The sequence below is a fragment of the Actinomadura formosensis genome (assembly GCF_050948385.1).
Classification (GTDB): Bacteria; Actinomycetota; Actinomycetes; order Streptosporangiales; family Streptosporangiaceae; genus Spirillospora; species Spirillospora formosensis.
Genome location: NZ_CP192011.1, coordinates 5,977,043 through 5,999,659 on the forward strand (window position 1 = coordinate 5,977,043; position 22,617 = coordinate 5,999,659).

The following is a 22,617-nucleotide window of genomic DNA, read 5'->3' on the forward strand; positions in this document are numbered from 1 at the left end:
GATGAGCACAGCGATCCGGGTGGCCTCGGTCAACTGGAACTACGGCGGCATCGACGCCGACGGGTCGGACGCACGCTGGCACCAGACCGTTGAAGCGCTCCGGCGGGCACGCCCGCAGGTGGTGCTGTGCCAGGAACTCGGAGTGCCGCAGCCGGCGCTCCGGCAGTCACGGCATGTGCGGCGGACCGCCAACGCGCTGGAGATGGAGCCGGTGCTGGGGCCGGTCGTGCCCGCGGCGCGCAGCGCCCTGCACACCGCGATCCTGGTCGACACGCACACCACCGGGTGGCGCATCGTGGACGACGGCCCGTATCCAGGGACCGACCCCAGCACGGCGCACGCCTGGTGCATGGTCGAGCTGCACATCCCCGGCCTGGACCGGCCCTTGTGCTGCTTCAGCGTGCATTTCCCGGCACGGTCGGCGGTGGCTCAGCTCTCCCAGGCGCAATACCTCGGCGCCTTGGTTGCCCTGCGGCCCCAGCTCGCCCTCATCGGCGGGGACTTCAACTGCTACCCGCGCGGCGGTCCGTCCGTCACCGCCGACGAACTGGAGCGACTCCCCCGCCATCTGCAGGTGACCCGCTGCCGCCAAGACCCACAAGGCCGGCCGGAGGCCAACTACGACGTCGACGACACCTTCGCCCGAGCGGGCCTGATCGACATCGCCGCACACCTGCCACCTACCCGCCGCGACCCTCCGCACCTGCGCCCCACCGGGCGCGGCGGCGCGCGCGTCGACCGGGTCTACGGCTCACCCGAACTCGCCACCGCCGCCACCCTCTACCGGCACATCACCACCGGCAGCGACCACGACGCCCTGGTCCTCGACCTCGACCTCGTCTGTGTTGCAGACGCACCCCCGGTGGCCACCGCCCCCACACCAGCCGTGCCCCGGGCGACCCCGACTCCGATCACGAGCACATCGTGACGGTTGAGGTCTGACCAGCATCACCAATCGCAAGTTCACCCACCCCGCACCTTCCCGTATCGCAACCCCCACGTTAGAAAGACCGATCCGTGTCCCAACCCGGCAATCCCCCACACGGCTGGCGCCTGACGGTGCGTGTCCTCGGCGTCCTGGCCGTGCTGTTCGGCCCGCACGCCGTCTACTCCGTGGCCCAATGCATCGAACTGGCCGGCGTGGACGTCCGGCTGCCTGGCCTCCCCGGCAATTCGTCCGCGCCCGGCGTGATCGCGGCCGGGGTCTGGCTGCTGGTCCGCGCCCGCTCACGCCACGACATCGCCCCGGCGTGGTGCGCGGCCGGGCTCGTCCTGGCCGCGCTCGTGCTACTGCCTCACGACGGCGGGGCCGCCGAAGCGGTCGCAGTGGTGCTGCTGACCGTCGCGGGGACGTGGCTGTCGGCCGTAGTCGGGAAGGACACCGGCGTGCGCCTGTGGGCGCGGTGGGGCGGCCTGTCGCGTGACTCGGCCGTCCAAGCCGCTGTGGCCTTCGGGCTCGTGGTCGCCGGGCACACGGCCAGCAGGCTCCTGGGCGACCAGATGTCGCGGCTGCCCGGCGCCGACGGTGCGGCGTCGGACGACTCGGTCCTCCAGTTCGGCGTGACCGCGCTGGTCGCCGGTGCCCGCGAGGAGATCCCCATGCTCGCGCTGGTCGCCGCCCTGATGGCGGCGGCGCGGCGGCCCACCTGGCAGATCCTCGCCGCGGTGTGCGTGATCCGAGTGCTCCCGCACCTGTACTACGGGATCTCCGGCCTGGCGACCCTGGTGTTCGCCGGGGTCTCGCTGTGGGCCTACCAGGTCAGCGGGCGCCGTATCGGACCGATCATCGCAGGCCACACCGCCTACAACCTGCTGCTGGTGTTCGGTGGTCTCTACGGGGAGCAGGCCCTGGCCGTATTCGCCTCCTGCGGGTTCGTCGTCGCCCTCGCCTACCCCAACACGCTCCGCGCGCCGTCCACCCCATCCACCCCACCCGCCTCGTCCACCTCAGCCGACCCCGTGAGGACCCCTGTCCGATGACCGCCCCCACCCTCCAGGTCCGTCCGTTCAGCCCCTTGGACGCCCTGTACTGCGAACTGCGCCGCCGCCTCCCCCAGATCATCGCCGCCCACGTGCACGAGCCGGAGGAGTACATCCGGGTCACCTACCGCGACAGGGGCCCCGCCGATCTGATCTGGGACCCCGACGCGCAGGAGTACCGGTGGGCCACCGGGCCGGACCAGACCAGACGCGTCGGCACCCGCGACGACATCGAGGAGACCGCCCGGAACATCGCCTCGTACCTGGGCGCCGGTCCCGGCCGCCTCCCCCTCACCCAGTAGTCGGGGTTCCCCGGCCAGAACTCCGCGGCCTCGGGTCAGCAGGCGCGCCCCCGAGGCCGCGGCTCCACACCGATGAAGCGCGCCATGGAGGTCGCCATGACCATCACCGTCCCCACCTCGCCCCAGCCCGCGAGCGAACCGGTCACGTTCCTGGAGCTGGAGATCACCCGCGCATGCGAGCTGCGCTGTAGCCACTGCTACAGCAACTCCGGCCCCGCCGCCGGCACCGGCGCCATGACCCTGGCCGATTGGATGCACATAATCGAGCAGGCCGCCGGCCACCCCGACATCACGACCGTCCAGTTCATCGGCGGTGACCCCCTGGACCACCCGGCGTTCGCCGAGCTGGTGGAATACGCGCTGCTCCACGGCCTGCGGGTCGCGGTGTTCACCAACCTCTACCGCGTCAGCGACCGCCACTGGGGTGTGCTGGCCCGCAAGGGCGTGCGGGTGTCCACCTCCTGGTACAGCGCCGACCGCACCCAGCACGACAGCATCACCGGCGTTCGCGGCTCGTTCGACGCGACCTGGGCCAACATCGCCGCGGCGCGCCGCATGGGGATCGAGGTGAAGGTCGGCATGGTCCAGGTCATCGAGGGGCAGGACGTCGAAGGCGGAGCCGAGCTGCTCAAGGTGCTCGGCGTCACCGACATCTCCCTGGACCGGGCCCGCCCGGTCGGCCGCGCCGCGCCGCGCGGTGTCGCCGCGACCGACGATGACCTGTGCGGCCGTGGCCGCGCCGCGATCGACACCGATGGGCGGCTGATGCCGTGCGTGCTGGGCCGGCACCACTCGGCCGGGGACGTCCGCGAAGTCCCGCTCGCCGACCTGCTCGACAGCCCCGGCTGGAAGGGCATGGTGTCCTCGATCCACGGGCACGGGTCGTGCACTCCGGCGGACAGCAACGACTGCGACCCGTCACGCTGACCGGCATGGACTGGGAACTCTACGCAGAATGGCTTGCCCAGCACGTCGCCCACGCCCGGTCGCGGTGGCGGAACGTGGTCGCGGCCGTTCCCCGGCACACGTTCGTGCCGCGCTGGTGGACGTGGGCTCAGGCCGCGCCCGGCCCGTACGGATCCGCGGTGTGGGAGGCGTGCGCGGGGCCGTCCGATCCGGACGCCTGGGCCGCGGCCGCTTACGCCGACCGGTCCCTGGTCACCCGGGTCGGCCCCTGCCACGCCGACGATGCCCGCCCGGGTGGCACGACCACCGGGTCGCCGACGTCGTCGGCGACGCTGCCGGGCCTCCTGGTCCAGATGTTCCGGCACGCTGTCGTGGATGAGGGGCTGGACATCCTGGACGTCGGCACCGGGTCCGGGTACGGGGCGGCACTGTTGGCCATGCGGTTCGGGGACGACCAGGTCACGTCCGTGGACGTCGACCCCTACCTCGTCGCTGCCGCTGCCGACCGTCTCGACCGGGCCGGGCTGCGCCCGCGTGTGACGGCGGTCGACGCCACCGGGCCACTGCCCGGCACCTGGGACCGGATCATCGCGACGGTTTCGGTGCGGCCCGTGCCGGTGTCGTGGCTGAAGGCGCTGCGGCCGGGCGGCCGGCTGGTGACCACGGTCGCCGGGACCGGGCTGACCCTGGTGGTCGACGCCACTCCGGACGGGGGCGCGGAGGGCCGCATCCCCTGGGACCGTGCCGGGTTCATGGCCGCCAGGACGGGGCCGGACTACCCGCCCAGTGTGGCCGCGGCGATCGAGGCCGCCCACAGTGCCCAGGCAGAGCACGTTACGGTCGGCCGCTACCCGGTCGTGAACGTCATGGAGGCGTGGGAGCTGTGGTCGATGCTCGGGGTGACCGTGCCCGGCATCGAACACGACTACCGCGAGGAGGGCGGTGTGCGCACTGCCGTGATGGTGCATGCCGACGGGTCGTGGGCCCGCGCCACCAATTCCAGTCCGGACGGTCCCGCCTACGTTCACCAGGGTGGTCCGCGGCGCTTGTGGGATGTGCTGGACGATCTGCGGGCCCGGTGGCTGCGTGACGGGTCGCTCCCCGTCTACGGCGCCACGGCGCGCGTGGCCCCCGACGGCACGATCCATCTGCGGCGCGGCACCTGGACAGCCACTATCAGATGACTGCTGGAGAGCCGACGGCTGTTCTGACGCCGCTGCAGCCGCGTACTGGCGTGGCGACGTGCGTTACATCCTGGCCCGTCGACATCAGCCGTGACGCAGAAGGAGACGCGCGCATGGACCGGACATGGGCGACCATCGGCGGGCTCGTGACGTGGCTGGACACCGAGGCCGCCGCGACCGGAGACACCGCGCGGCTGCTGCGCATCCTGAAGATGTACGAGGAAACCGGTGAGGTCTGCGGGGCCCTAGAGGACGTCACCGCCCCGGCCCACGGCCCCGGCAGGCACACATGGGAAGACGCGCAGAACCGGCTCGGCGACACGATATTCCGGGCGATGATCGTCCTGACGCTCCTGACACCGGACGCGGAGAAGCTCTTCACCTCACGGCTCGCGCGCATCGCCGAGCGCTCCGGCATACCCGCCTAGACGTAGCGGACGCGGGCGCGGCGCGCTCAGGTGTAGAGGGCCGACAGGAAGCGGATCAGCAGGGCCTCGCGGGTGGCGGGCGGCAGGCCGTCCAGGATGGTGTTGACGACGGCCATCTCGGGTTCGCCGCCGCCGGCGAGGTCGACGCCGACGGAGGCGAGGAGTTCGGCGAAACCCGCGTCGTCGAGGCTGTCGAGGTCGAGGTCGGCGAGCGCCTCGACCAGTCCGGACGGGACGCCCGGCGGCCCGGCGGCGCGGGCGGCCTTCGTGGCGTCGGTCAGCGCCGCAAGGAGCGCGCCGACGTCGCTGACGCCGGTCAGCGTGAAATGCAGGTTCGGCGGGATGCCCTGGTAGGAGAGCTGCGGCTGGAAGAACCAGCCGCGCCGGCGGGCCTCGTCGGCGATGACGAACACATCCAGCGCGGGGTCGGACGACGCGACGGCGACGAGCGGCGCGACGGGTTCGCCGAGGACCCGCAGACCGGGGATGGACGCGACGCCCGCGATGAGACGTTCCGCCGCCCGCATCGCGTTCTCGGCGAGGTCGCGGTAGCCCCGTGCGCCGACCGCGTTCAGCGTCGCCCACGCGGCGCCGAGCGGGCCGGCGCTCTTGCTGCTCTGGACGGTCGCGTTGATGACGGTGTAGCCGGGCCATTGCGCGGACGCGAAGTAGGCATGCCGGCGCAGCGCCTCGTCCGCGAACAGCACGACCGACGCCCCCTTCGGCGCGTACCCGTATTTGTGCAGGTCGCAGGAGAGGGACGTCACCCCGGGCACGGACAGGTCGAACGGCGGGACGTCGCGTCCCGCGTCCCGCAGCCAGGGCAGGACCCAGCCGCCGACGCACGCGTCCACATGGCAGGGGACGCCGGCGGACGCGGCGAGCGCCGCGATCTCCGGGACCGGGTCCATGACGCCCTGGGGATAGGAGGGGGCCGAAACGACGACGAGGGCGGTGCGGGCGGTCAGCGCGGCGGCGGTCGCGGCGGGGTCGGCGCGATACGCGGCGTCCACCGGCACGTGCACGACGTCCATGCCCAGGTAGTGCGCGGCCTTGTGGAACGCGGGGTGCGCCGTCGCCGGCAGCACGATCTGGGCCCGTCCCTCCACCGGGTGGGCGTCCCGCGCCGCCTTCACCGCCAGCATGATCGACTCGGTGCCGCCGCTGGTGAAAACACCGGAACCACCGCCGAGCTCGGCCGCGACGGACCCGATGATCTGCCGTTCCAGCGCGACGATGCTGGGGAACGCGGTCGGGTCGAGGCAGTTGACCTCCAGCATCTCCCGGTAGGCGGTGGCGGCGAGGTCGTGCACGGCCTCGCGTCCGGTGTCGTAGACGTAGGCGGTGACCTGGCCGCCGCGCACGGGCAGGTCCGCCTCCCGCAGCCGGGCGAGTTCGGCGAGCAGTTCGGCGGCCGGGCGGCCCTCTTCGGCGAGCACGGCGGAGGGGGTGTCAGACGGCATGTTCCTGTGCTTCCTCGGGGCGGCGGTGGAGGGCGGCGAGCCGGCGGTACGCCAGCAGCAGGGGAACGCTGAGCAGCAGCAGCGCCGCCGGGGCGAAGGTGAACCCGGCGGACATCCCGGTCAGCGCCGAGTCCGGCTGGACGACGGGAGTCTCGAAATCGGACGAACTGAACGACGACGCGGCGAGGATCAGCGCGAAAATCCCGGGTCCGAGGGCCAGCGCGCCTGTTTCGGCGGCGGTCCACAGTCCGGTGAACGCCCCGGACTGGGCATGCCCGGTACGTCCGGTATCGGCGTGCACGGTCTCCGGCAGCAGGGACAGCGGCAGCAACTGGACGGCCGCGTAGCAGACCCCGATCAAGGCGCTGAGCAGCAGCACGCCCACCGGCGACGTGATCAGGGGGAACAGCGCGACGGTCGCCGCGCAGAACAGCACCAGCGCCGCCACATAGCACCCGACCAGCCCGTACCGGCGGGCCAGCCGTCGCCACAGCGGCACCGCGAACGCGCTCGGCCCGACCATGCAGACGAACATCGCCGAGGTCAGCCCGTAGTCGTCCAGCCGGTACGCCGCGACGTAGGGCGCCCCCGCGAGCATGATCGCGACGGCGAGGGTGTGCGAGACGTACGCGCCGAGCAGCATGAAGAACGGCCGGTTGCCGCGTGCGGTCCGCAGCGCCGCGGCGAGCCCCAGCGGGCGGGGTCCGGGACGGGAGGCGATCCACCGGTTCGCCAGCGTGCTCGCCACCATCGCGGTGCCCATCACGAGCCCGATCACGCCGCCCATCAGGGCGTATCCCGCGCGTCCGCCGCCCGCGGCGTCCGTGAGGGCGGGCGCGACACCGCCCGCGACGAGGATGCCGAGCGTCAGGCAGACGACGCGCCACGCCATGGCGCGCCCGCGCTCGGACGGGTCGGCGGAGATCTCGGCGGGCAGCGCCACGTACGGCACCTGGAAACAGGCGAACGCGCTCGCGGCCAGCAGGAACGCGACCCCGGCCCAGGCGGCGGCGAGCCCCGGCGAATCGGCGGGCACGGCGAACATGGCGGCGAACAGGAACGGCAGCGTGCCGGCGCCGAGCAGCAGCAGCCGGGTGCGGCGGCCGGTCCGGACGGCCTCGCGGTCACTGGCCGCGCCCACGATCGGGTTCAGCAGGACGTCCCACGCCTTCGGCACGACGAGGACGGCCCCGGCGACCGCGGCGGAGACACCGAGGACATCGGTCAGGTAGTACAGGAGCAGCAGGCCGGGAACGGCGGAGAACACGCCCGTGCCGACCGAGCCGACGCCGTAGCCGAGAAGCCGCCGCCGGGGCAGCGCCGTCGTCATCCGGCGAGCCGGTCGGTGAGCCCCAGCCCCAGCGCGACGGTGCGGCGCATGTGGCTGCGGAACCGCGCGACGGCCTCCGGATCCTCCCGGCCGCGGCGCTGCCCGTCGACGCTCAGGACACCGCCGCACCCGAACCCGTGGGTGGACCAGATGACCGTCCACACGGCGTATTCGATGTCGATGCCGTCGGGGACGACCTTGCGGGCCGCGTCGACGACGATCTCCATCAACGGCCGGACGTACTGTTCCTCCAGGTGGGCGACGTCGCTGGCGTCCGACAGCCAGCGGTGCATCCACAGTGCCGGGATCTCCGGCCGCGACAGGCAGAAGTCGATGTAGGCGTCGAGGAGGGTGAGGATGCCCTCCGCATCGAAGGTGATCTTGGCGAGCGCGCCCTCCAGGGCCGCACGTTCGGCCAGGTGGGCACGTTCCATCACGGCGAGGTACAGATCGCGCTTGCCGCCGACGTGGTAGGCGACGGTGGCGACGTTGAGCCCGGCCGCCTCGGCGATCATCCGGGTGGACGTCCCGTCGTAGCCGAGCGCGGCGAACAGCCGGGTGGCCACGTCCAGGATCCGCTCCCGACCCGATTCGTTGCCGGTCATACCCTCACGCTAGGCGGCGGCCCGCATTCGGTCAATCGCTTGATTGATCACGCGCGGAGCCGGTGCGCCCGCAGCGGCCTCCGGCACGCGCCGGCCGGGCGGCGGGTCAGGCGCGGCGGGCGCTCGGCCCGGCGAACACGGCGACGGCGCCGAGGCCGAGGTAGATCAGGCCCGTCAGATACCGCTGCCGCCGCCGGAAGACGGGACGGGCCCGCAGCCACGAGCCGATCGAGCCGGCGGCGAGCGCGTAGCCGAGGTCGCTGAGCAGGCCGATCAGCGCGGTGGCCAGGCCCATCACGGCGATCTGCAGCGGCACCGCACCCGCGCCCTGGTCGGCGAACTGCGGCAGGAACGCCAGGAAGAACAGCACGACCTTCGGGTTGAGGACGTTCACGAGCACGCCGTCCAGGTAGACGCGGTGGAGCGGCTGCGGCTTCAGGTCCATCTCGCCGAGATCATGGCGGCTGCGCAACGTCCGGTACGCGAGGTAGACGAGGTATGCGGCACCGGCGTAGCGGAGGAATCCGAAGGCGGTCGCGGACGCGGCGACGACGGCGGACAGCCCGGCCGAGGCGGCGGCGATGTGGACGAGCGTGCCGGTCTCGACGCCGAGCGCGGAGACGACGCCGGCCCGGCGGCCCTCACCGATGCTGCGCGCGGTGATGTAGAGGTGGTTCGGGCCCGGGATGGCGACCAGCGTGAACGCGGCCAGCAGGAACAGCAGGGGGTTCGTCACGCCAGAACGCTACGGACGGCGATGGTCCTCACGAAAGGTCCAATCGACCCGCTGGAACATGGACCAATCAGGTGCGTGCGGGGGCGGACAGCGCGCCCGCCAGCACCAGGCGTCCGGCCGTCCGGACCATCGCGGCGACCTCCTCGACCGGCTGCCGCAGCGAGGCCAGGCTGATCAGCGCGGCGAGCAGGATGTGCCCGAGAACGATCTCGACCTCGTCCCGCTCGGGCACCGGGTCGCCGATCGCCGTCGAGAGCCGGTCCCGCAGGAACAGGAACAGCACGGTGCGGGCCTCGTCCACGCTGGAGTCGTCCGAGGTCACCGCCTGGATGATCGCGGACGTGAGGGTGGGCTCCTGCGCCGCCACATGGACGATGCGCTCCAGCAGCGCGGTCAGCCGCTCCAGCGGGGTGTCACCGACCGCGAGCGCGTCGATGTCGTCGGTGACGTGGTGCGCCCACGCCGACGCGACCTCGGTGAGCAGGTGGTCCTTGGTGGCGAAGTACCGGTAGACCGTCGCGCGGGCGACCCCGGCCCGGTCCGCCACGTCGTGCATGGTGACGGCCGGGTAGCCGCCCTCCAGCGCGAGTTCCCGCGCCGAGTCGATCAGCCGCTCCCGGCGCGCCTGCTGATCCTTGCTCAGCGTCCGTGTGACGGTGAACCGCGCATCGCCGCTCAAAAACGCCTCCTCGCTTGGCCACCCCCATTCTTTCGCACATTGGCCCCAAACGCGGGCGTTCCAGGCGTTGGTGATGCCGGTGCAGCTCAGCCCCCTGGAGGGAACGGCGGATGGCGACCCGGCAGAACGGGCCGTCCGGCAGTTCGGGCACGACTCGAGGGTCTACGGCTGGCACCTGACGGACGAGCCGAACACCGGCGACCGCCCCGGCGTCGACACGGAACTAGTGCTCACCCGGATTGTCGGCGACGGCCGGATGCTGTGAGCCGGGCGGCACCGGGAACTCCAGCGACCCGATCCGCAGGACCGCGACTTCCAACACACCGACGACCAGAATGAACGCGACGGCCAGCAGACCGAGCCTCTTGCGGTTCAACCCCGCACCCCTTCAACCCCCAGATACGCAGGTCAAACCTTACCCAAGTTGATCTACCTCCCAGGCCCCATCACCCCCACCCACCCCAGAAGCAACCCCTTTGTTACCCGCCACACCACCCCAAGCTGGACGCGCCACACCCCACCCCCCGCCCGGCTCGCCGTAACGGGGGTTCCAGGGGGCGCCCCCGGACCGACAGGCGACACTGTCCGGGACGGCCGAATCCGGCCCTTCATGGTTCGGCCGGGACGCGTTAGCGTCTGCCTCGGAGAGGAGGTCTCCCATGCCGCAACGGCGAGGCGCGCCACCGATCTCCGACGCCTGGGCCCTCGACTGCGCGGACACCTATGCCCGCGGGGTCCCCCATGACCGGCTTGAACGGCTGCGGGCGCGGACACCGGTGGTGTGGCTGGACGGACGCACCGCGGGACGGCCGGGCGCCTGGGCCGTGCTGCGCTACGCCGACGTCCACCACGCCCTCGTGCATCCCGAACTGTTCTCGCCGCAGGCGGACGGCATCCTGCACGGCCCGGCGAGCGACGCGGACGCGTTCCGCGACGATGCGGGCCCGGGCGATGCGGGCCCGGACGATGCGCACGACGCGGCCCTCATCGACATGGATCCTCCGGCGCGGGCCATGCTCGCCCGCATCCCGTCCCGGGAACCGGTGGACTTCGTCGGAGAGGTCGCCCGCGACCTGCCCGAAACGCTGCGCAACACCCTGGCCGGCGGCCTGTACGCGCTGCTGCGCCATCCCGCCGAGTACGTCCGGCTGCGGGAGGAGCGGGCCGACGACAAGCTCGTCGACAGCGCCGTGGAGGAGATGCTGCGCTGGTGGACGCCGGTGCTCCAGGTGTGGCGGACCGTCCGGCGCGGGACGGTCATCGGCGGTGTGCCGCTGCTGGCCGGTGAGCAGGTCACGCTGTGGCTCGTGTCCGCGAACCACGACGAGGAGGTGTATCCCGAGCCCGGGCGGTTCGTCGCGGACCGCTTCCTCCAGGGCGCCTGGCCGCACCTGTGCTTCGGGTTCGGGCGCCGCGCCTGCCTGGGCGCGCGGCTGGCGCGCGTGCACCTGCGCGCCATGCTCGTCGCGCTGCTGGAACGTCCCGGCCTGCCGCGACCGGCGGGCGAGCCGGTGCCGCTGCGGTCCAGCGCCCGGCACGGCTTCGCGCACCTGCCCGTCCGCTGGTCCTCCTGACGGTTCCGGGTACCTCCCGGGGAGTAGGGACACCCACTCCCCGGGGCCGACGTGGAGCCCGGCGCCGATGACCTACCGTCCAGATATGAGCACCTCACCGCCCGGGCCGGTTCAGCCGCGCTGGTCGCGACCCGGCGCGTGGCCGGTGTGGATCGTCCCGCTCTTCCTCGCGTTCTTCCAGGTCATGGGGTCGCTCGGCGCGCAGCGCGGGGGGCCGGGGGACGGGTCGTCCGGCGGCCCGCCCTGGGAGCACGGGGGCGGCGGCACGTCCGGGACCGGGCACACCGACCTCGACGCGTTCGGGTTCGCGCTGCTGCTCGGCGGGCCGGCGCTGCTGCTGCTGCGCCGCCGGTATCCGGTGTTCACGGTGTGCGCGACGGCGGCGGTCACCGCGCTCTACTTCCTGCGCGCCTACACCTACGGGCCGGCGCCGCTCGCGCCGGCCGTCGCGATGATGGCCGCGATCGTCTCCGGGCACCGGCTGGTGACGTGGGCCGGGACGGGCCTCGGGCTCGCGGCGTTCTTCGGCCTCACCGCGCTGATCGGCGGCACGGCGGCCGAGCGGGGGCGGCACGGCCTGTTCCCGGTCCAGGAGCCGACGCTCGGCGGGTCCGGCTTCGTCGTCGGCTGGGCGCTGGTGGTGCTGATCGGCGCGGAGCTGATCCGGATGCGGGCGCAGCGGGCCGCCGAGACCGCGCGGACCCGCGCCGAGGAGGAACGCCGCCAGGCCAGCGAGGAGCGGCTGCGGATGGCCCGTGAACTGCACGACGTCCTCGCCCACAACATCTCGATGATCAACGTGCAGGCCGGGGTCGCGCTGCACCTCATCGACCAGGACCCCGGGCAGGCCCGGACCGCGCTCGCGGCGATCAAGGAGGCGAGCAAGGAGGCGCTCACCGAGATGCGCGGGGTGATCGGCGCGCTGCGGGCGCAGGACGAGACCGCGCCGCGCGCCCCCACCGCCGGGCTCGACCGGCTGGACGAGCTGCTCGGCCGGGCGCGGTCCGCCGGGCTGGAGGTCGAGGCGGAGATCACCGGGGAGCGGCGGCCGCTGCACGCGGGCACCGACCTCGCCGCGTTCCGGATCGTCCAGGAGTCGCTGACGAACGTGACCCGCCATGCCGGTTCCGGGCCGGTGACGGTGCGGGTCCGCATCGCCTACGGTGAGCACGAGATCGTGGTGCGGGTCGAGGACGACGGCCGGGGGGCGCCGCTGCTGGACGACCGCCCGGGCGGCAGCGGCATCCGCGGGATGCGCGAGCGGGCGACCGCGCTCGGCGGGACGTTCGACGCCGGGCCGCGGCCGGGCGGCGGCTTCCGGGTGCGGGCCGCGCTCCCGCTGGACGAGGGGACCGAACCGGCCGGGCCCGGAAGGGGGACGCAGTGATCAAGGTGATGCTGGCGGACGACCAGGTGCTCGTCCGGGCCGGGTTCCGGGCGCTGCTGGACGCGCAGCCCGACATCGAGGTCGTCGGTGAGGCGGGCGACGGCGAGGAGGCGGTGGCGCGGGCACGCCGGCTGCGTCCCGACGTCATCTTGATGGACATCCGCATGCCGGTCCTGGACGGTCTCGCCGCGACCCGCGCGATCGCGTCCGACGAGCGGCTCGGCGGCGTGAAGATCGTGATCCTCACCACGTTCGAGCTGGACGAGTACGTGTTCGAGGCGCTGCGCGGCGGGGCGAGCGGGTTCCTGGTGAAGGACACCGAGCCGGTGGAGCTGATCCACGCCGTGCGGGCCGTCGCGGACGGCGACGCGCTGCTGTCGCCGAGCGTGACCCGGCGGCTGATCGCCGAGTTCGCCACGCGGGCCAAGGAGCCGGCGCCGGCGCCGCGGCTGAACGCGCTGACCGAGCGGGAGCGGGAGGTCATGACGCTGGTCGGGGAGGGATTGTCGAACGAGGAGATCGCGGCCCGGCTGGTGGTGAGCCCGGCCACCGCGAAGACGCATGTCAGCCGGGCGATGGTGAAGCTCGGCGCCCGCGACCGCGCCCAGCTGGTGGTGCTGGCGTACGAGTCGGGACTGGTCAAACCCGGCTGGCTGGCCTAGAAATTACTCTGCGCCGGTTCATTGTTGCCGTTCACGGCGGCATGACAGGGTGGACGGCGCAGGCCATGACCGAGGTTGAGGAGTCCGGTGCCGAACGACGCGAGGATCCTGGCCGTCGACGACCGTGTGGAGAACCTGACCGCGCTCACGGCCGTGCTCGACGCGCTGCCGGTGGAGGTCGTACCCGTCACCTCCGGGCAGGCGGCGCTGAAGGAGCTGCTGAACCACGACTTCGCGCTGATCCTGCTGGACGTCGTGATGCCGGAGATGGACGGTTTCGAGACCGCGGAGCACATCAAGTCCCGGCCGCGGACCCGCGACATCCCGATCATCTTCCTCACCGCCGCCGGCAGCGCGGGCGAGCAGGCGTACCGCGGGTACGCGGCCGGCGCCGCCGACTACCTCACCAAGCCGTTCGACCCGTGGCTGCTGCGCGCCAAGGTGTCGGTGTTCGTCGAGCTGCACCACCGCACCCGGCGGCTCCGGCAGCAGGCGCAGCTGCTGCGCCGGACGCTCGGCGGGGACGGCGCCGGGGACGCCCTCGCGGGCTGCGACGGGCTGCTGGCGGCCCTGGACGAGCGGCTCACCCGGGTCGAGGAGGACGTCGCCCGGATCGGGTCGGGCGAGCCCACCGACGACCTCGCCGAGCACGTCGGCGCGCTGCGTCTCGCGCTGGACGCCTTCTCCGCCGGCGGCTGACACTCCACGCCATCCGTTTCGGGACCTTCGGCCCGGTGAGCCGGGGATCTATGGCCCGTGACGATTACTCTCGGTAGCTGATAGTGGCCGGCCTCAAGCTGTTGGGGATTCCGATGACGTTCACCCCGGCGAAGCCACCGCCGCCGACGCCGTCCTACACGGTGATGACGGACGTCGTCTCCGAGCAGCCGGCGGTCACGGCGAACGGAGCACAGATCGCCGGGCTCAGCGTCACCGGAGCCTGAGCGCCCGTGCGGAGTTTGCCGCGCAGGATGAACGCGCCCAGCAGCACCGCCGCCACGACGAGGACCACCGCGACCGTGACGACCAGCACCGTCCGGCGCCGTTCCCCGCCACCGGGAACCGGCTGCGGCTGCGGCGGCTGCTGCCAGTTCGAGTACCGCTGCGGCTGCTCCCACGGCGGAGGCGTCCCCGAAGGGCCCGGCGGGGGACTCGGCGGGGCGGGAGGCGGCGACCACTCGGTCTCCAGCAGCGTCCGGGCCTCCCGGTCATGCCCGGAGCGTCCGGGCGGCGGGCGATGCGAGCCGCCCCGCTCCGGGAAACCGCCGGGGTCGCTCCGCGTCACCGGGGCGGGCTCACCCGGGTCGCGGCGCGTCACCGGCTCCAGCTCGGCCGGGTCCAGGACGGTCTCGGAGGCCACCTCGACCCGGCGGACCGGCAGGTGGCTGGCCGGCGGCTCGTCCGTCACCGTCTCGCTCGCGGGCGACGGACGCCGCACCGGCGGCGGCGAGAACACGGAGGGCATCGCCGCGACCTGGGTGAGCAGCGGCTGCGCCTGCGCCGCCGTCATCCGGCGCGCCGGCTCGCGCGCGAGCAGCCCGTCCAGCACCCGGGTGAGCGGCCCGGCGTTGCGCGCCGGCGGGACCGGCTCGGTCAGCGCGGCCTGCAGCGACGACATCGCGTCCGACCGCTCGTAGGGGGACCGGCCCTCGACCGCCGCGTACAGGGTCGCGCCGAGCGCCCACAGGTCGGACGCCGGCACCGCCCGCTCGCCCTGCACCCGCTCGGGCGGGATGTAGGCGGGCGACCCCATGACGAGGCCCGTCTGCGTTAGCGTCGCGTCACCCTCCACCTGCGCGATGCCGAAGTCGGTGAGGACGACCCGCCCCGAGTCGGTGATCAGCACGTTGCTGGGCTTGACGTCGCGGTGCAGGATGCCCTTCTCGTGGGCGTGCCGGAGCGCGCCGAGCATCTGCAGGCCGATCTCGGCCACCCGGCGATGGTCCATCGGGCCGCGTTCGATGATGTCCTGCAGCGACGGGGCGAGGACCAGTTCCATCACGATCCAGGGCCGGCCGCCCTCCTGGACCACGTCGTGGACGGTCACCACGCCGGAGTGGTTCAGCCGCGCCGACGCCCGCGCCTCCCGGAACGTCCGCTCGTACAGGACGGCGCGTTCGTCGTCGTTCAGGCCCGGCGGGAACACGACCTCCTTCACCGCGACCTCGCGGTCCAGCATGACGTCGAAGGCCCGCCACACGGTGCCCATGCCGCCCCGGCCGACCACCAAGTCCAGCCGGTAGCGGTTACCGAGCAGCCGTCCCTGTGCCATGTCCGAACAATCCCCCCGATCGGGTCATCCCACCCCAGAGGGACGGAACGAGTCGAGGACATTCTTCACGAGTTTCTCGCTGTCGTTCCACTGGGACGCCGGGAGCGCCACCACCACGGCGTACGGCCGCCCGCCGGCGATCACCCCCCGGTCGCGGGCCCGGGTGACGCCCGCGCGGGTCCAGGTGAACTCGATGTCGGCGGCGGGGTACCCGGCGGCGGACGTCCGGGTGATCTCCCCGACCCGCCGGAAGTCCTTCAGCTTGCCGTCCGCGATGGCCTCCTGCTCCCAGGTCACCCAGTGGTCGTAGGGGTCGCCGGTCCAGATCGTCCGGTCGACCTGCACGTAGGCGCTGGACACGGGGTCGGTCCACACGACGCTGTTGCCCTGTACCGAGCGCCGCCAGCCGCGCGGGACGCCGATCGTGTATCCGGGGCCGGACGCCGGGATGAGCCCGTCCGGGAGGGGCGTCGCACTGGAGACCGGAGAGGTCGCGGGCGTGCTGGGCGTCGTGTCCTGTGCGGCGGGCGTGGACTGCTTGGCGACCACCGTGGGCGGCGGGGTGGTGGTGGGCGTGTCAGGGGCGGACGGGCCGGAGTTCATCCGGAGGACGACCCCGGCGACGGCCAGGATCACCGTCGCCGCGGCGACACCCCCGAGGATCGGCAGGATCGGCGGCCGCCTCCGCGGCGGCGGGGGCTGGGTGTGGCCGGGCGTCCACTGCTGCCCGGGTCCCGGCGGGAACGGCGAGGTCATGTCCGGAGGCGGTACCGGGATCTGCTGGTGCGGGGGCACGGTCTGCGCGGCACCGCCGTCCACCGCCGTCCGGCCCGACGCGATCTGGACGGCGGCCAGGCTCGCCGCATGCCCGGCCGCGACCGCCTTGAGCGCCTCCTCGGCCTGGTCCCCGCTCATCCGCCGGACCGGGTCGCGCTCCAGCAGCGCGGTGAGCACGGGCGCGAGCGGGCCCGCGTTCTTCGGCGGCGGGACGTCCTGCGTCATCACGGCCGCGAGCACCGCCATCGCGTCGCCGCGGTGGTGCGGCGCCCGGCCCTCCGTCGCCGCGTACAGGGTGGCGCCGAGCGCCCACAGGTCGGACGCGGGGATCGCCGGGTCGCCGTTCACCCGCTCCGGCGGCATGTACGCCGGCGACCCCACGATCAGCCCGGTGCCGGTGAGCGTCGCGTCACCCGCCATCTGCGCGATGCCGAAGTCGGTGAGGACGGCCCGGTCGTCGTCGGTGACCAGCACGTTCGCGGGCTTGACGTCCCGGTGCAGGATGCCGATCGCGTGCGCCGCCCGCAGCGCGCCCGCGATCTGCCGGCCGATCGTCGCGACGCGGCCGGGCGGCAGCGGGCCGTCCTCGTCCAGGAGGTCCTGGAGCGAACGGGCCCGCACCAGTTCCATGACGATCCACGGCCGGTCGTCCTCGTCCACGACGTCGTGTACGGTCACGACGCCCGGATGGTTCAGCCGCGCCGAGGCCCGCGCCTCGCGGAGCGTCCGGCGGTGCCGGTTCTCCCGCTCCTCGTCGCTCAGGCCGGCGGGCAGGAGGACCTCCTTGACCGCGACCTCGCGGTCGAGGGTCTCGTCGCGGGCGCGCCACACCGTGCCCATCCCGCCGCGTCCGACCACGGATTCGAGCCGGTAGCGACCGGCCAGGAGGCGGCCGTCCATCAGCCCTCCGCGGGCTTGAAGAAGCGGTAGACCGGCTGCAGGTCGGAGTACACCCTGTCCCAGTCGTCGTCGGGGGCGCGGAGCAGGATCGCATAGCCGTGCCCGTGCGTCACGAAACCGCGGTTGAGGATGTGCACCCGGCCTCCGTCACCGTCGTAGGTGAACTCCCAGTCCGCGGAGTCGTCACCGTCGCCGGTGTCGGGGACGGGCGGACGGTCGCCGGTCGGCGCGATCCTGATCTTCTTGTAGCCGGGGAAACCGGAGCCGCCCCGCTCCTGGCGCCGCCAGTCGTCGATCGCGCTCGGACCCGGGTCGCCGGTCTGGTCGATCTGCAGGTAGGCCGCGCGGTCGGGCGAGTAGAAGAAGTCGCCGCCCTGCTTGCGCTCGGGTCCGCTCCAGCCCTTCGGGACGGGCACCGAGTAGCCGCTGCGGTCCTTGTGCATCGTGAACCCCGCGGGCAGCCCCGTGCCCGGCTTCGGGGACGTCGCAGGGGCGGACGGTTGCGCGCCGCCGCCCGGCGAGGCGGTGGGGGTGCCCTTGCGGGCCTTCCCGCCCTTGTTCTCCTCCCCGCCGCTCGCGAGGGCGATGCCCGCGACGAGCACGATGACGGCCAGCACGATCGCGGCGACGATCAGCACGTTCCGGTTGTCGGCCAGCGTGGGACGCGCGACCGGGTGCGTCGTCGGCGGGAAGTGCGTGGCCGGGCCGTGCTCGGGCGGCGGGGCCTGCGGCTCGACGGCGCCGGCGGGTTCGGTGCGCGGGCCGGACCGCCACGACCTGACCCGGTCGGGGTCGGGCCTGGTCTCGCCGGGGTCCGCCGCGTCCGCCGCACCGGCCTTGGCCGCGGCCGGGAGGTCGAGGCTGGTCAGCTGGTCCGGGCGCGCGCCGGGGCCCCGCGGGGCGGTGGCCGCGCCGGACGCGGCGGCGCCCGTCCGGCCGCCGGAGGTCTCCATCTCCTCCGGCAGCGGGTGGTCGGGCGCGTACGTCTCGGGATACGGCTCGGCGTACGCCTCCCCGTACGGCTCCGGCGTGGTGGTCTGGGGGCCGGGGTACTCCTCCGGGGAGAACTCGACGGCCATCGTCCGCTGCGTGTCGATGGTCTCCTGCCGGACGATGTCGTCCAGCAGCGCGCCGGCCTCGATCGCGTCCATCCGCTGGTCGGGGTTCTTGCGCAGCAGCCCCTCGATGACCGGGATCAGCCGGCCGCCCTTCTCCGGCGGATCGGGCTCCTCGGAGATCACCGCGACCAGCGCGGCCATCGGCTCGGGCCGCTCGAACGGCGACCTGCCGTGCAGCATCGCGTACAGGGTCACGCCGAGCGACCACAGGTCGGACGCCGGGCCGGCGACGCGGCCCCGGGCGCGTTCGGGCGCGATGTAGGCGGGCGAGCCCATCACCAGGCCCGTCTGGGTGAGCGTGGCGTCGCCGGCCGCGGTCGCGATGCCGAAGTCGGTCAGCACGGCGCGCTCGCCCATCCGCCCCGTGCCGGTGATCAGCACGTTGCTGGGCTTGACGTCGCGGTGCAGGACGCCGGCGTCGTGCGCGGCGTGCAGCGCGGCGAGCATCTGGCGGCCGATCTCCGCGGCGCGGCGGGGCTCCAGCGGCCCCTCCTGCTTGATCACCTGGTCCAGGGAGAGCGCCCTGATCAGCTCCATGATGATCCAGGGCCGGTCGTCCTCCTCGACGACGTCGTAGACCGTCACGACACCGGGGTGGCCGAGCCTCGCGGCGGTCCGGGCCTCACGGAACGTGCGCTTGTGGTGCACGGCGCGTTCCTCATCGGTGAGACCATGCGGGAGGATGACCTCCTTTACCGCCACGTCACGACCGAGGACCTCATCGTGCGCCTGCCAGACCGTCCCCATGCCGCCCCGGCCGACCTGGGTCACCAGGCGGTAGCGGCGGGCGAGCAACCGCTCACCGGTGGGTTCATTTGGCATATCCGCGACCATATCGACTTTTGCTGACAACCTTGGACCGAGCTTGCAAGCCACATCCCCCTACCCGTACGACGTCCGGCACCATCCCGAGGTTCGCGGCCGGGCGGACGTCCGCGGACGAAAGCGTGATGGACGTGACACCCGGTAAAACTAAGAGAGCCACACCATGCGGCGACTGGGGGATCATGACGGAGAAGGACCCGCAACGCGAAGGCCGCCTGCGGGGCGAGTGGGGACGGCTGATCCAGGCCGCGCCGACGATCTTCTTCTGGTACACCCGTCTCTCCGGGATCCTCTCGCTGCTCGCGTGGGTCTCCTATGGTCTCATCCTTGAGATAGCCGAAGTCTGGGCGTTGCGCTGGATCGGCTACCTCGGCTGGTTCCCCAGCGTCCCCGTGGGGCTGCTCTGGATTCTGCTGTCGATGGGCGTCCGGCGGCGCAAGAAGGCGGCGTGGCGCATCCTCGTCCTGATCTTCTGCCTGCCCACCGCGCTCGCCGTCACCGCCGTCCTGACGACGCTGTTCACCCCGGGCAACCCCACCCCCGTCGGGCTGATCGTCACCGCCGGGGTGTACCTCGCCGTCCTCGGGCTGCTGATCGCCGCGCGCGGGCAGTTCACCACGCTACCCGACCGGGCCAACCGGCGGCTCGCCACGATCGTCTTCACCAGCCTGCTGATCGTGACCGGCGGAATCGGCACGTTCCTGGTCACCGTCACCGACCGGAACCCCAACGGGGGCTTCTGGACGCACCCGCTCTACGCGATCTCCCAGACCGTCCTCGGGCCGCGCGTCACCGGCAAGCCGATCAACGTGTCCGTGCCGTTCTGGGTGGACGCGATCCTGTGGGTCCTCGGCACCGGACTGCTGATCGCCACGTTCTGGGCGCTGTTCAGACCGGGGCGGCGTGACCCCGTCCTCAGCCCCGGCGAGGAACTGGCGGCACGCGCGCTGCTCGCCGAGTACGGCGACCAGGACTCGCTCGGCTACTTCGCCCTGCGCCGCGACAAGGACGTCATGGTCGCACCCAACGGTAAGGCGGCCATCGCCTACCGGGTGGAGGGTTCGGTCTCCCTGGCCAGCGGCGACCCGCTCGGCGACCCCGAATCCTGGGACCAGGCGATCGAGGCGTGGCTGGAGGAATGCCGCGCCCACGCGTGGATCCCCGGCGCGGTCAGCGTCGGCGAACGCGCCGCCCACATCTACAGGCGGCACGGTTTCGACGCGCTCGAACTCGGCGACGAGGCCATCATCGACCTCACCGAGTTCAACCTCGACGGGCGTGAGATGCGGCAGGTGCGGCAGGCCGTCCGGCGGGTCGAACGGGCCGGGTACACGATCCGGATCAGGCGGCACTCGCAGATCCCCGGCTGGGAGATGGCCAAGCTCATCCGCAGCGCGGACGCCTGGCGCGGCGAGGAGACCGAACGCGGCTTCTCCATGGCCCTCGGCCGCCTCGGCGACCCCACCGACGGACGCTGCGTCATGGTCGAGGCGTTCGACGCCCACGGGGAACTGCGCGGGCTGCTCAGCTTCGTCCCGTGGGGGCGGAGCGGGCTCTCCCTCGACCTGATGCGCCGCGACCGGCTCGCCGAGAACGGCCTCAACGAGTACATGGTGGCCAAGCTCGCCGAGAAGGCCGCCGCCGTCGGCGCGCAGCAGCTCTCGCTGAACTTCGCGATGCTGCGGTCGGCGTTCGAGCGCGGCTCGCAGATCGGGGCCGGGCCCATCGCCCGCCTCTACTACAGGTTCCTGTCGTTCGCGTCGAAGTTCTGGCAGCTCGAATCGCTGTACCTGGCGAACGCGAAGTACCTGCCACTGTGGCGCCCGCGTTTCATCTGCTACACGCAGGGGCGGCACCTGATCCGGCTGGGCCTCGCCTACGCGCGCGCCGAGGGGTTCCTGCCGAGCTTCAACCGCCCGAAGCTGGACCGGGCCGCCGCGATGGTGCCCTCCACCGGCCTCGTCGACAAGATCAAGGAGATCGAGGAGGCGGCGGAGGCGGCACGGGCCCCGCAGCGGCGGCTGTCGGAGCAGGAGCGCGTCCGGCACGCCAAGCTCGACCAGATCCGCGCCGCCGGGCTGGAGCCCTACGCGCTCGGCTGCGAACGCGCCGACTTCGCCGCCGACATCCGGGCGCGGTTCGGCTCGCTCGCCCCCGACACCCATACCGGCACCGATGTGGCGATCGCGGGACGGGTCGTGCTGGCCCGCGAACACGGCCGGCTGATCTTCGTCACACTGCGGGACGAGACCGCCGACCTGCAGGTCATGCTGACCGTGGACGCCGTCGGCGAGGAGTCCCTGCGGCGCTGGAAGACGCTCATCGACCTCGGCGACCAGGTGGGCGTGCGCGGCGAGGTCGTCACGTCCCGGCGCGGGGAGCTGTCGGTGCTCGCCTCCTCCTGGACGCTCGCGGCCAAGTGCCTGCGCCCGCTGCCGAACAAGAGCGCGGGGCTTTCCGACCCGGAGGCGCGCGTCCGGCAGCGGTACGTCGACTTCATCGTGAACGACGAGTCCCGCCGGATGCTGCGCATGCGGGGCGACTCCATCGCCGCCATCCGCGACGGGCTGCGCGCCCGCGGCTACCTCGAAGTCGAGACGCCGATGCTGCAGCCGGTGCACGGCGGCGCCACCGCCCGGCCGTTCACCACCCGCATCAACGCCTACAACATGCAGCTCTATCTGCGGATCGCGCCCGAGCTGTATCTGAAGCGCCTGCTGGTCGGCGGGATCGGGCGCGTCTTCGAGCTCAACCGCAATTTCCGCAACGAGGGCGTCTCCCAGAAGCACAACCCCGAATTCACGATGCTGGAGGCGTACGAGCCGTACGGCGACTACGACACGATGGCGGAGCTGACCCGCTCCCTGGTCGTGGACGCCGCACGCGCCGCCCTCGGCACCACGGTCGTCGTCCGCGACGGCGTCGAATACGACCTTTCCGCCCCCTGGCATGAGATAACCGTCTACGCGTCCGTCTCCAAAGCGCTGGGCGAGGAGGTCACGCCCGACACCCCGCTCGCGACCGTGCAGCGCCACGCCGAACGCCACGGGCTGAACTTCGACCCGCAGTGGGGCCAGGGGAAGATCGTCCAGGAGCTGTTCGAGGCCCTGGTCGAAGAGCACCTGACGGCACCGACGTTCGTCCGCGACTACCCGGCCGAAACGTCCCCGCTGACCCGCCCCCACCGAGCGGACCCGCGGCTGGCCGAGAAATGGGACCTGATCGTCTTCGGTCTCGAACTGGGCACCGCCTACTCCGAGCTGATCGACCCGATCCTGCAACGCCGGCGCCTGACCGAGCAGTCCCTGCAGGCCGCGGGCGGCGACCCGGAGGCCATGGAACTGGACGAGGACTTCCTGCGCGCCCTGGAGTACGCCATGCCCCCCGCGGGCGGCATGGGCATGGGCATCGACCGCCTGCTGATCACCCTGACGGGCCGCAGCATCCGCGAGACGATCCCCTTCCCGCTGGTGCGCCCGGGCTCCTAGA

Annotated in this window: 20 protein-coding genes; 11 read left to right on the top strand and 9 right to left on the bottom strand. The window is 72.7% G+C overall.

Going from position 1 to position 22,617, the window contains the following annotated elements; genetic code table 11:
- Window position 1: 1 nt before the first annotated feature.
- The 6 genes from ACQP1N_RS28160 (at window position 2) to ACQP1N_RS28185 (ending at window position 4,800) form a co-directional block, all read left to right on the top strand.
- The gene (locus ACQP1N_RS28160; protein ID WP_433227570.1) at window positions 2–928 is read left to right on the top strand and encodes an endonuclease/exonuclease/phosphatase family protein; all 927 of its coding nucleotides are present in this window, start codon (window positions 2–4) and stop codon (window positions 926–928) included.
- Window positions 929–1,017: 89 nt separating this feature from the next.
- A complete protein-coding gene (locus tag ACQP1N_RS28165) occupies window positions 1,018–1,980 on the top strand; it encodes a CPBP family glutamic-type intramembrane protease (RefSeq protein WP_433227571.1) in 963 nt (320 codons plus the stop codon).
- Entirely contained in the window at window positions 1,977–2,282 is a 306-nt protein-coding gene (locus tag ACQP1N_RS28170; protein WP_433227572.1) for a hypothetical protein, read from the top strand. The genes ACQP1N_RS28165 and ACQP1N_RS28170 overlap by 4 nt, the downstream gene beginning before the upstream one ends.
- A 96-nt stretch (window positions 2,283–2,378) precedes the next feature.
- Window positions 2,379–3,209, top strand: a complete 831-nt coding sequence (locus ACQP1N_RS28175) for a radical SAM/SPASM domain-containing protein (RefSeq protein ID WP_433227573.1) — start codon at window positions 2,379–2,381, stop codon at window positions 3,207–3,209.
- Between the two features lie 5 nt (window positions 3,210–3,214).
- Window positions 3,215–4,372 carry a methyltransferase domain-containing protein gene (locus tag ACQP1N_RS28180; protein ID WP_433227574.1) on the top strand — a complete coding sequence of 386 codons (1,158 nt, stop codon included), beginning with the start codon at window positions 3,215–3,217 and terminating at the stop codon, window positions 4,370–4,372.
- A 113-nt stretch (window positions 4,373–4,485) separates the two neighbouring features.
- The gene (locus ACQP1N_RS28185) at window positions 4,486–4,800 is read left to right on the top strand and encodes a hypothetical protein (RefSeq protein WP_433227575.1); all 315 of its coding nucleotides are present in this window, start codon (window positions 4,486–4,488) and stop codon (window positions 4,798–4,800) included.
- Window positions 4,801–4,826: 26 nt separating this feature from the next.
- Here ACQP1N_RS28185 and ACQP1N_RS28190 read toward each other — a convergent pair whose 3' ends face one another.
- The 6 genes from ACQP1N_RS28190 to ACQP1N_RS28215 form a co-directional block, all read right to left on the bottom strand.
- Window positions 4,827–6,263, bottom strand: a complete 1,437-nt coding sequence (locus ACQP1N_RS28190; protein WP_433227576.1) for a pyridoxal phosphate-dependent decarboxylase family protein — start codon at window positions 6,261–6,263, stop codon at window positions 4,827–4,829.
- Window positions 6,253–7,593, bottom strand: a complete 1,341-nt coding sequence (locus tag ACQP1N_RS28195) for an MFS transporter (protein ID WP_433227577.1) — start codon at window positions 7,591–7,593, stop codon at window positions 6,253–6,255. Before ACQP1N_RS28195 ends, ACQP1N_RS28190 begins: the two co-directional genes overlap by 11 nt.
- On the bottom strand, window positions 7,590–8,198 hold the full coding sequence (locus tag ACQP1N_RS28200) for a TetR/AcrR family transcriptional regulator (protein ID WP_433227578.1): 609 nt from the start codon (window positions 8,196–8,198) through the stop codon (window positions 7,590–7,592). The genes ACQP1N_RS28195 and ACQP1N_RS28200 overlap by 4 nt, the downstream gene beginning before the upstream one ends.
- Window positions 8,199–8,304: 106 nt before the next feature.
- Complete coding sequence (locus ACQP1N_RS28205) at window positions 8,305–8,934, bottom strand: LysE family translocator (protein WP_433227579.1); 630 nt, start codon at window positions 8,932–8,934, stop codon at window positions 8,305–8,307.
- Between the two features lie 67 nt (window positions 8,935–9,001).
- The gene (locus ACQP1N_RS28210) at window positions 9,002–9,613 is read right to left on the bottom strand and encodes a TetR/AcrR family transcriptional regulator (protein ID WP_433227580.1); all 612 of its coding nucleotides are present in this window, start codon (window positions 9,611–9,613) and stop codon (window positions 9,002–9,004) included.
- 223 nt (window positions 9,614–9,836) lie between these two features.
- Window positions 9,837–9,989 carry a hypothetical protein gene (locus ACQP1N_RS28215; RefSeq protein WP_157419210.1) on the bottom strand — a complete coding sequence of 51 codons (153 nt, stop codon included), beginning with the start codon at window positions 9,987–9,989 and terminating at the stop codon, window positions 9,837–9,839.
- A 283-nt stretch (window positions 9,990–10,272) separates the two neighbouring features.
- Here ACQP1N_RS28215 and ACQP1N_RS28220 point away from each other — a divergent pair, with 283 nt between their 5' ends.
- The 4 genes from ACQP1N_RS28220 to ACQP1N_RS28235 all read left to right on the top strand — a co-directional run bounded on the left by ACQP1N_RS28220 (window position 10,273) and on the right by ACQP1N_RS28235 (window position 13,935).
- The gene (locus ACQP1N_RS28220; RefSeq protein WP_433227581.1) at window positions 10,273–11,187 is read left to right on the top strand and encodes a cytochrome P450; all 915 of its coding nucleotides are present in this window, start codon (window positions 10,273–10,275) and stop codon (window positions 11,185–11,187) included.
- A gap of 85 nt (window positions 11,188–11,272) precedes the next feature.
- Window positions 11,273–12,574: a sensor histidine kinase gene (locus ACQP1N_RS28225; protein WP_433227582.1), complete on the top strand. Its 1,302-nt coding sequence runs from the start codon at window positions 11,273–11,275 to the stop codon at window positions 12,572–12,574.
- Complete coding sequence (locus ACQP1N_RS28230) at window positions 12,571–13,236, top strand: response regulator transcription factor (protein WP_067807465.1); 666 nt, start codon at window positions 12,571–12,573, stop codon at window positions 13,234–13,236. Before ACQP1N_RS28225 ends, ACQP1N_RS28230 begins: the two co-directional genes overlap by 4 nt.
- Before the next feature lie 87 nt (window positions 13,237–13,323).
- On the top strand, window positions 13,324–13,935 hold the full coding sequence (locus ACQP1N_RS28235) for a response regulator (RefSeq protein WP_067807468.1): 612 nt from the start codon (window positions 13,324–13,326) through the stop codon (window positions 13,933–13,935).
- Between the two features lie 154 nt (window positions 13,936–14,089).
- Here the strand turns inward: ACQP1N_RS28235 and ACQP1N_RS28240 are convergent, their stop codons facing one another.
- Genes ACQP1N_RS28240 through ACQP1N_RS28250 form a run of 3 tightly spaced genes read right to left on the bottom strand, consistent with a single transcriptional unit; the run spans window position 14,090 to window position 19,125 of the window.
- Window positions 14,090–15,508 carry a serine/threonine-protein kinase gene (locus ACQP1N_RS28240; protein ID WP_084263493.1) on the bottom strand — a complete coding sequence of 473 codons (1,419 nt, stop codon included), beginning with the start codon at window positions 15,506–15,508 and terminating at the stop codon, window positions 14,090–14,092.
- Window positions 15,509–15,532: 24 nt separating this feature from the next.
- A complete protein-coding gene (locus tag ACQP1N_RS28245; protein WP_433227583.1) occupies window positions 15,533–17,185 on the bottom strand; it encodes a protein kinase domain-containing protein in 1,653 nt (550 codons plus the stop codon).
- On the bottom strand, window positions 17,185–19,125 hold the full coding sequence (locus tag ACQP1N_RS28250) for a serine/threonine-protein kinase (protein ID WP_242608806.1): 1,941 nt from the start codon (window positions 19,123–19,125) through the stop codon (window positions 17,185–17,187). Before ACQP1N_RS28250 ends, ACQP1N_RS28245 begins: the two co-directional genes overlap by 1 nt.
- 185 nt (window positions 19,126–19,310) lie before the next feature.
- Here ACQP1N_RS28250 and lysX point away from each other — a divergent pair, with 185 nt between their 5' ends.
- On the top strand, window positions 19,311–22,616 hold the full coding sequence (gene lysX, locus ACQP1N_RS28255; RefSeq protein ID WP_174548873.1) for a bifunctional lysylphosphatidylglycerol synthetase/lysine--tRNA ligase LysX: 3,306 nt from the start codon (window positions 19,311–19,313) through the stop codon (window positions 22,614–22,616).
- Window position 22,617 lies beyond the last annotated feature (1 nt).

Coding starts and splice junctions, on each gene's coding strand:
- ACQP1N_RS28160 (WP_433227570.1), top strand. CDS start 2: ATGAGCACAGCGATCCGGGTGGCCTCGGTCAACTGGAACTACGGCGGC.
- ACQP1N_RS28170 (WP_433227572.1), top strand. CDS start 1,977: ATGACCGCCCCCACCCTCCAGGTCCGTCCGTTCAGCCCCTTGGACGCC.
- ACQP1N_RS28175 (WP_433227573.1), top strand. CDS start 2,379: ATGACCATCACCGTCCCCACCTCGCCCCAGCCCGCGAGCGAACCGGTC.
- ACQP1N_RS28180 (WP_433227574.1), top strand. CDS start 3,215: ATGGACTGGGAACTCTACGCAGAATGGCTTGCCCAGCACGTCGCCCAC.
- ACQP1N_RS28185 (WP_433227575.1), top strand. CDS start 4,486: ATGGACCGGACATGGGCGACCATCGGCGGGCTCGTGACGTGGCTGGAC.
- ACQP1N_RS28190 (WP_433227576.1), bottom strand. CDS start 6,263: ATGCCGTCTGACACCCCCTCCGCCGTGCTCGCCGAAGAGGGCCGCCCG.
- ACQP1N_RS28195 (WP_433227577.1), bottom strand. CDS start 7,593: ATGACGACGGCGCTGCCCCGGCGGCGGCTTCTCGGCTACGGCGTCGGC.
- ACQP1N_RS28200 (WP_433227578.1), bottom strand. CDS start 8,198: ATGACCGGCAACGAATCGGGTCGGGAGCGGATCCTGGACGTGGCCACC.
- ACQP1N_RS28220 (WP_433227581.1), top strand. CDS start 10,273: ATGCCGCAACGGCGAGGCGCGCCACCGATCTCCGACGCCTGGGCCCTC.
- ACQP1N_RS28225 (WP_433227582.1), top strand. CDS start 11,273: ATGAGCACCTCACCGCCCGGGCCGGTTCAGCCGCGCTGGTCGCGACCC.
- ACQP1N_RS28240 (WP_084263493.1), bottom strand. CDS start 15,508: ATGGCACAGGGACGGCTGCTCGGTAACCGCTACCGGCTGGACTTGGTG.
- ACQP1N_RS28245 (WP_433227583.1), bottom strand. CDS start 17,185: ATGGACGGCCGCCTCCTGGCCGGTCGCTACCGGCTCGAATCCGTGGTC.
- ACQP1N_RS28250 (WP_242608806.1), bottom strand. CDS start 19,125: ATGCCAAATGAACCCACCGGTGAGCGGTTGCTCGCCCGCCGCTACCGC.
- lysX (WP_174548873.1), top strand. CDS start 19,311: ATGACGGAGAAGGACCCGCAACGCGAAGGCCGCCTGCGGGGCGAGTGG.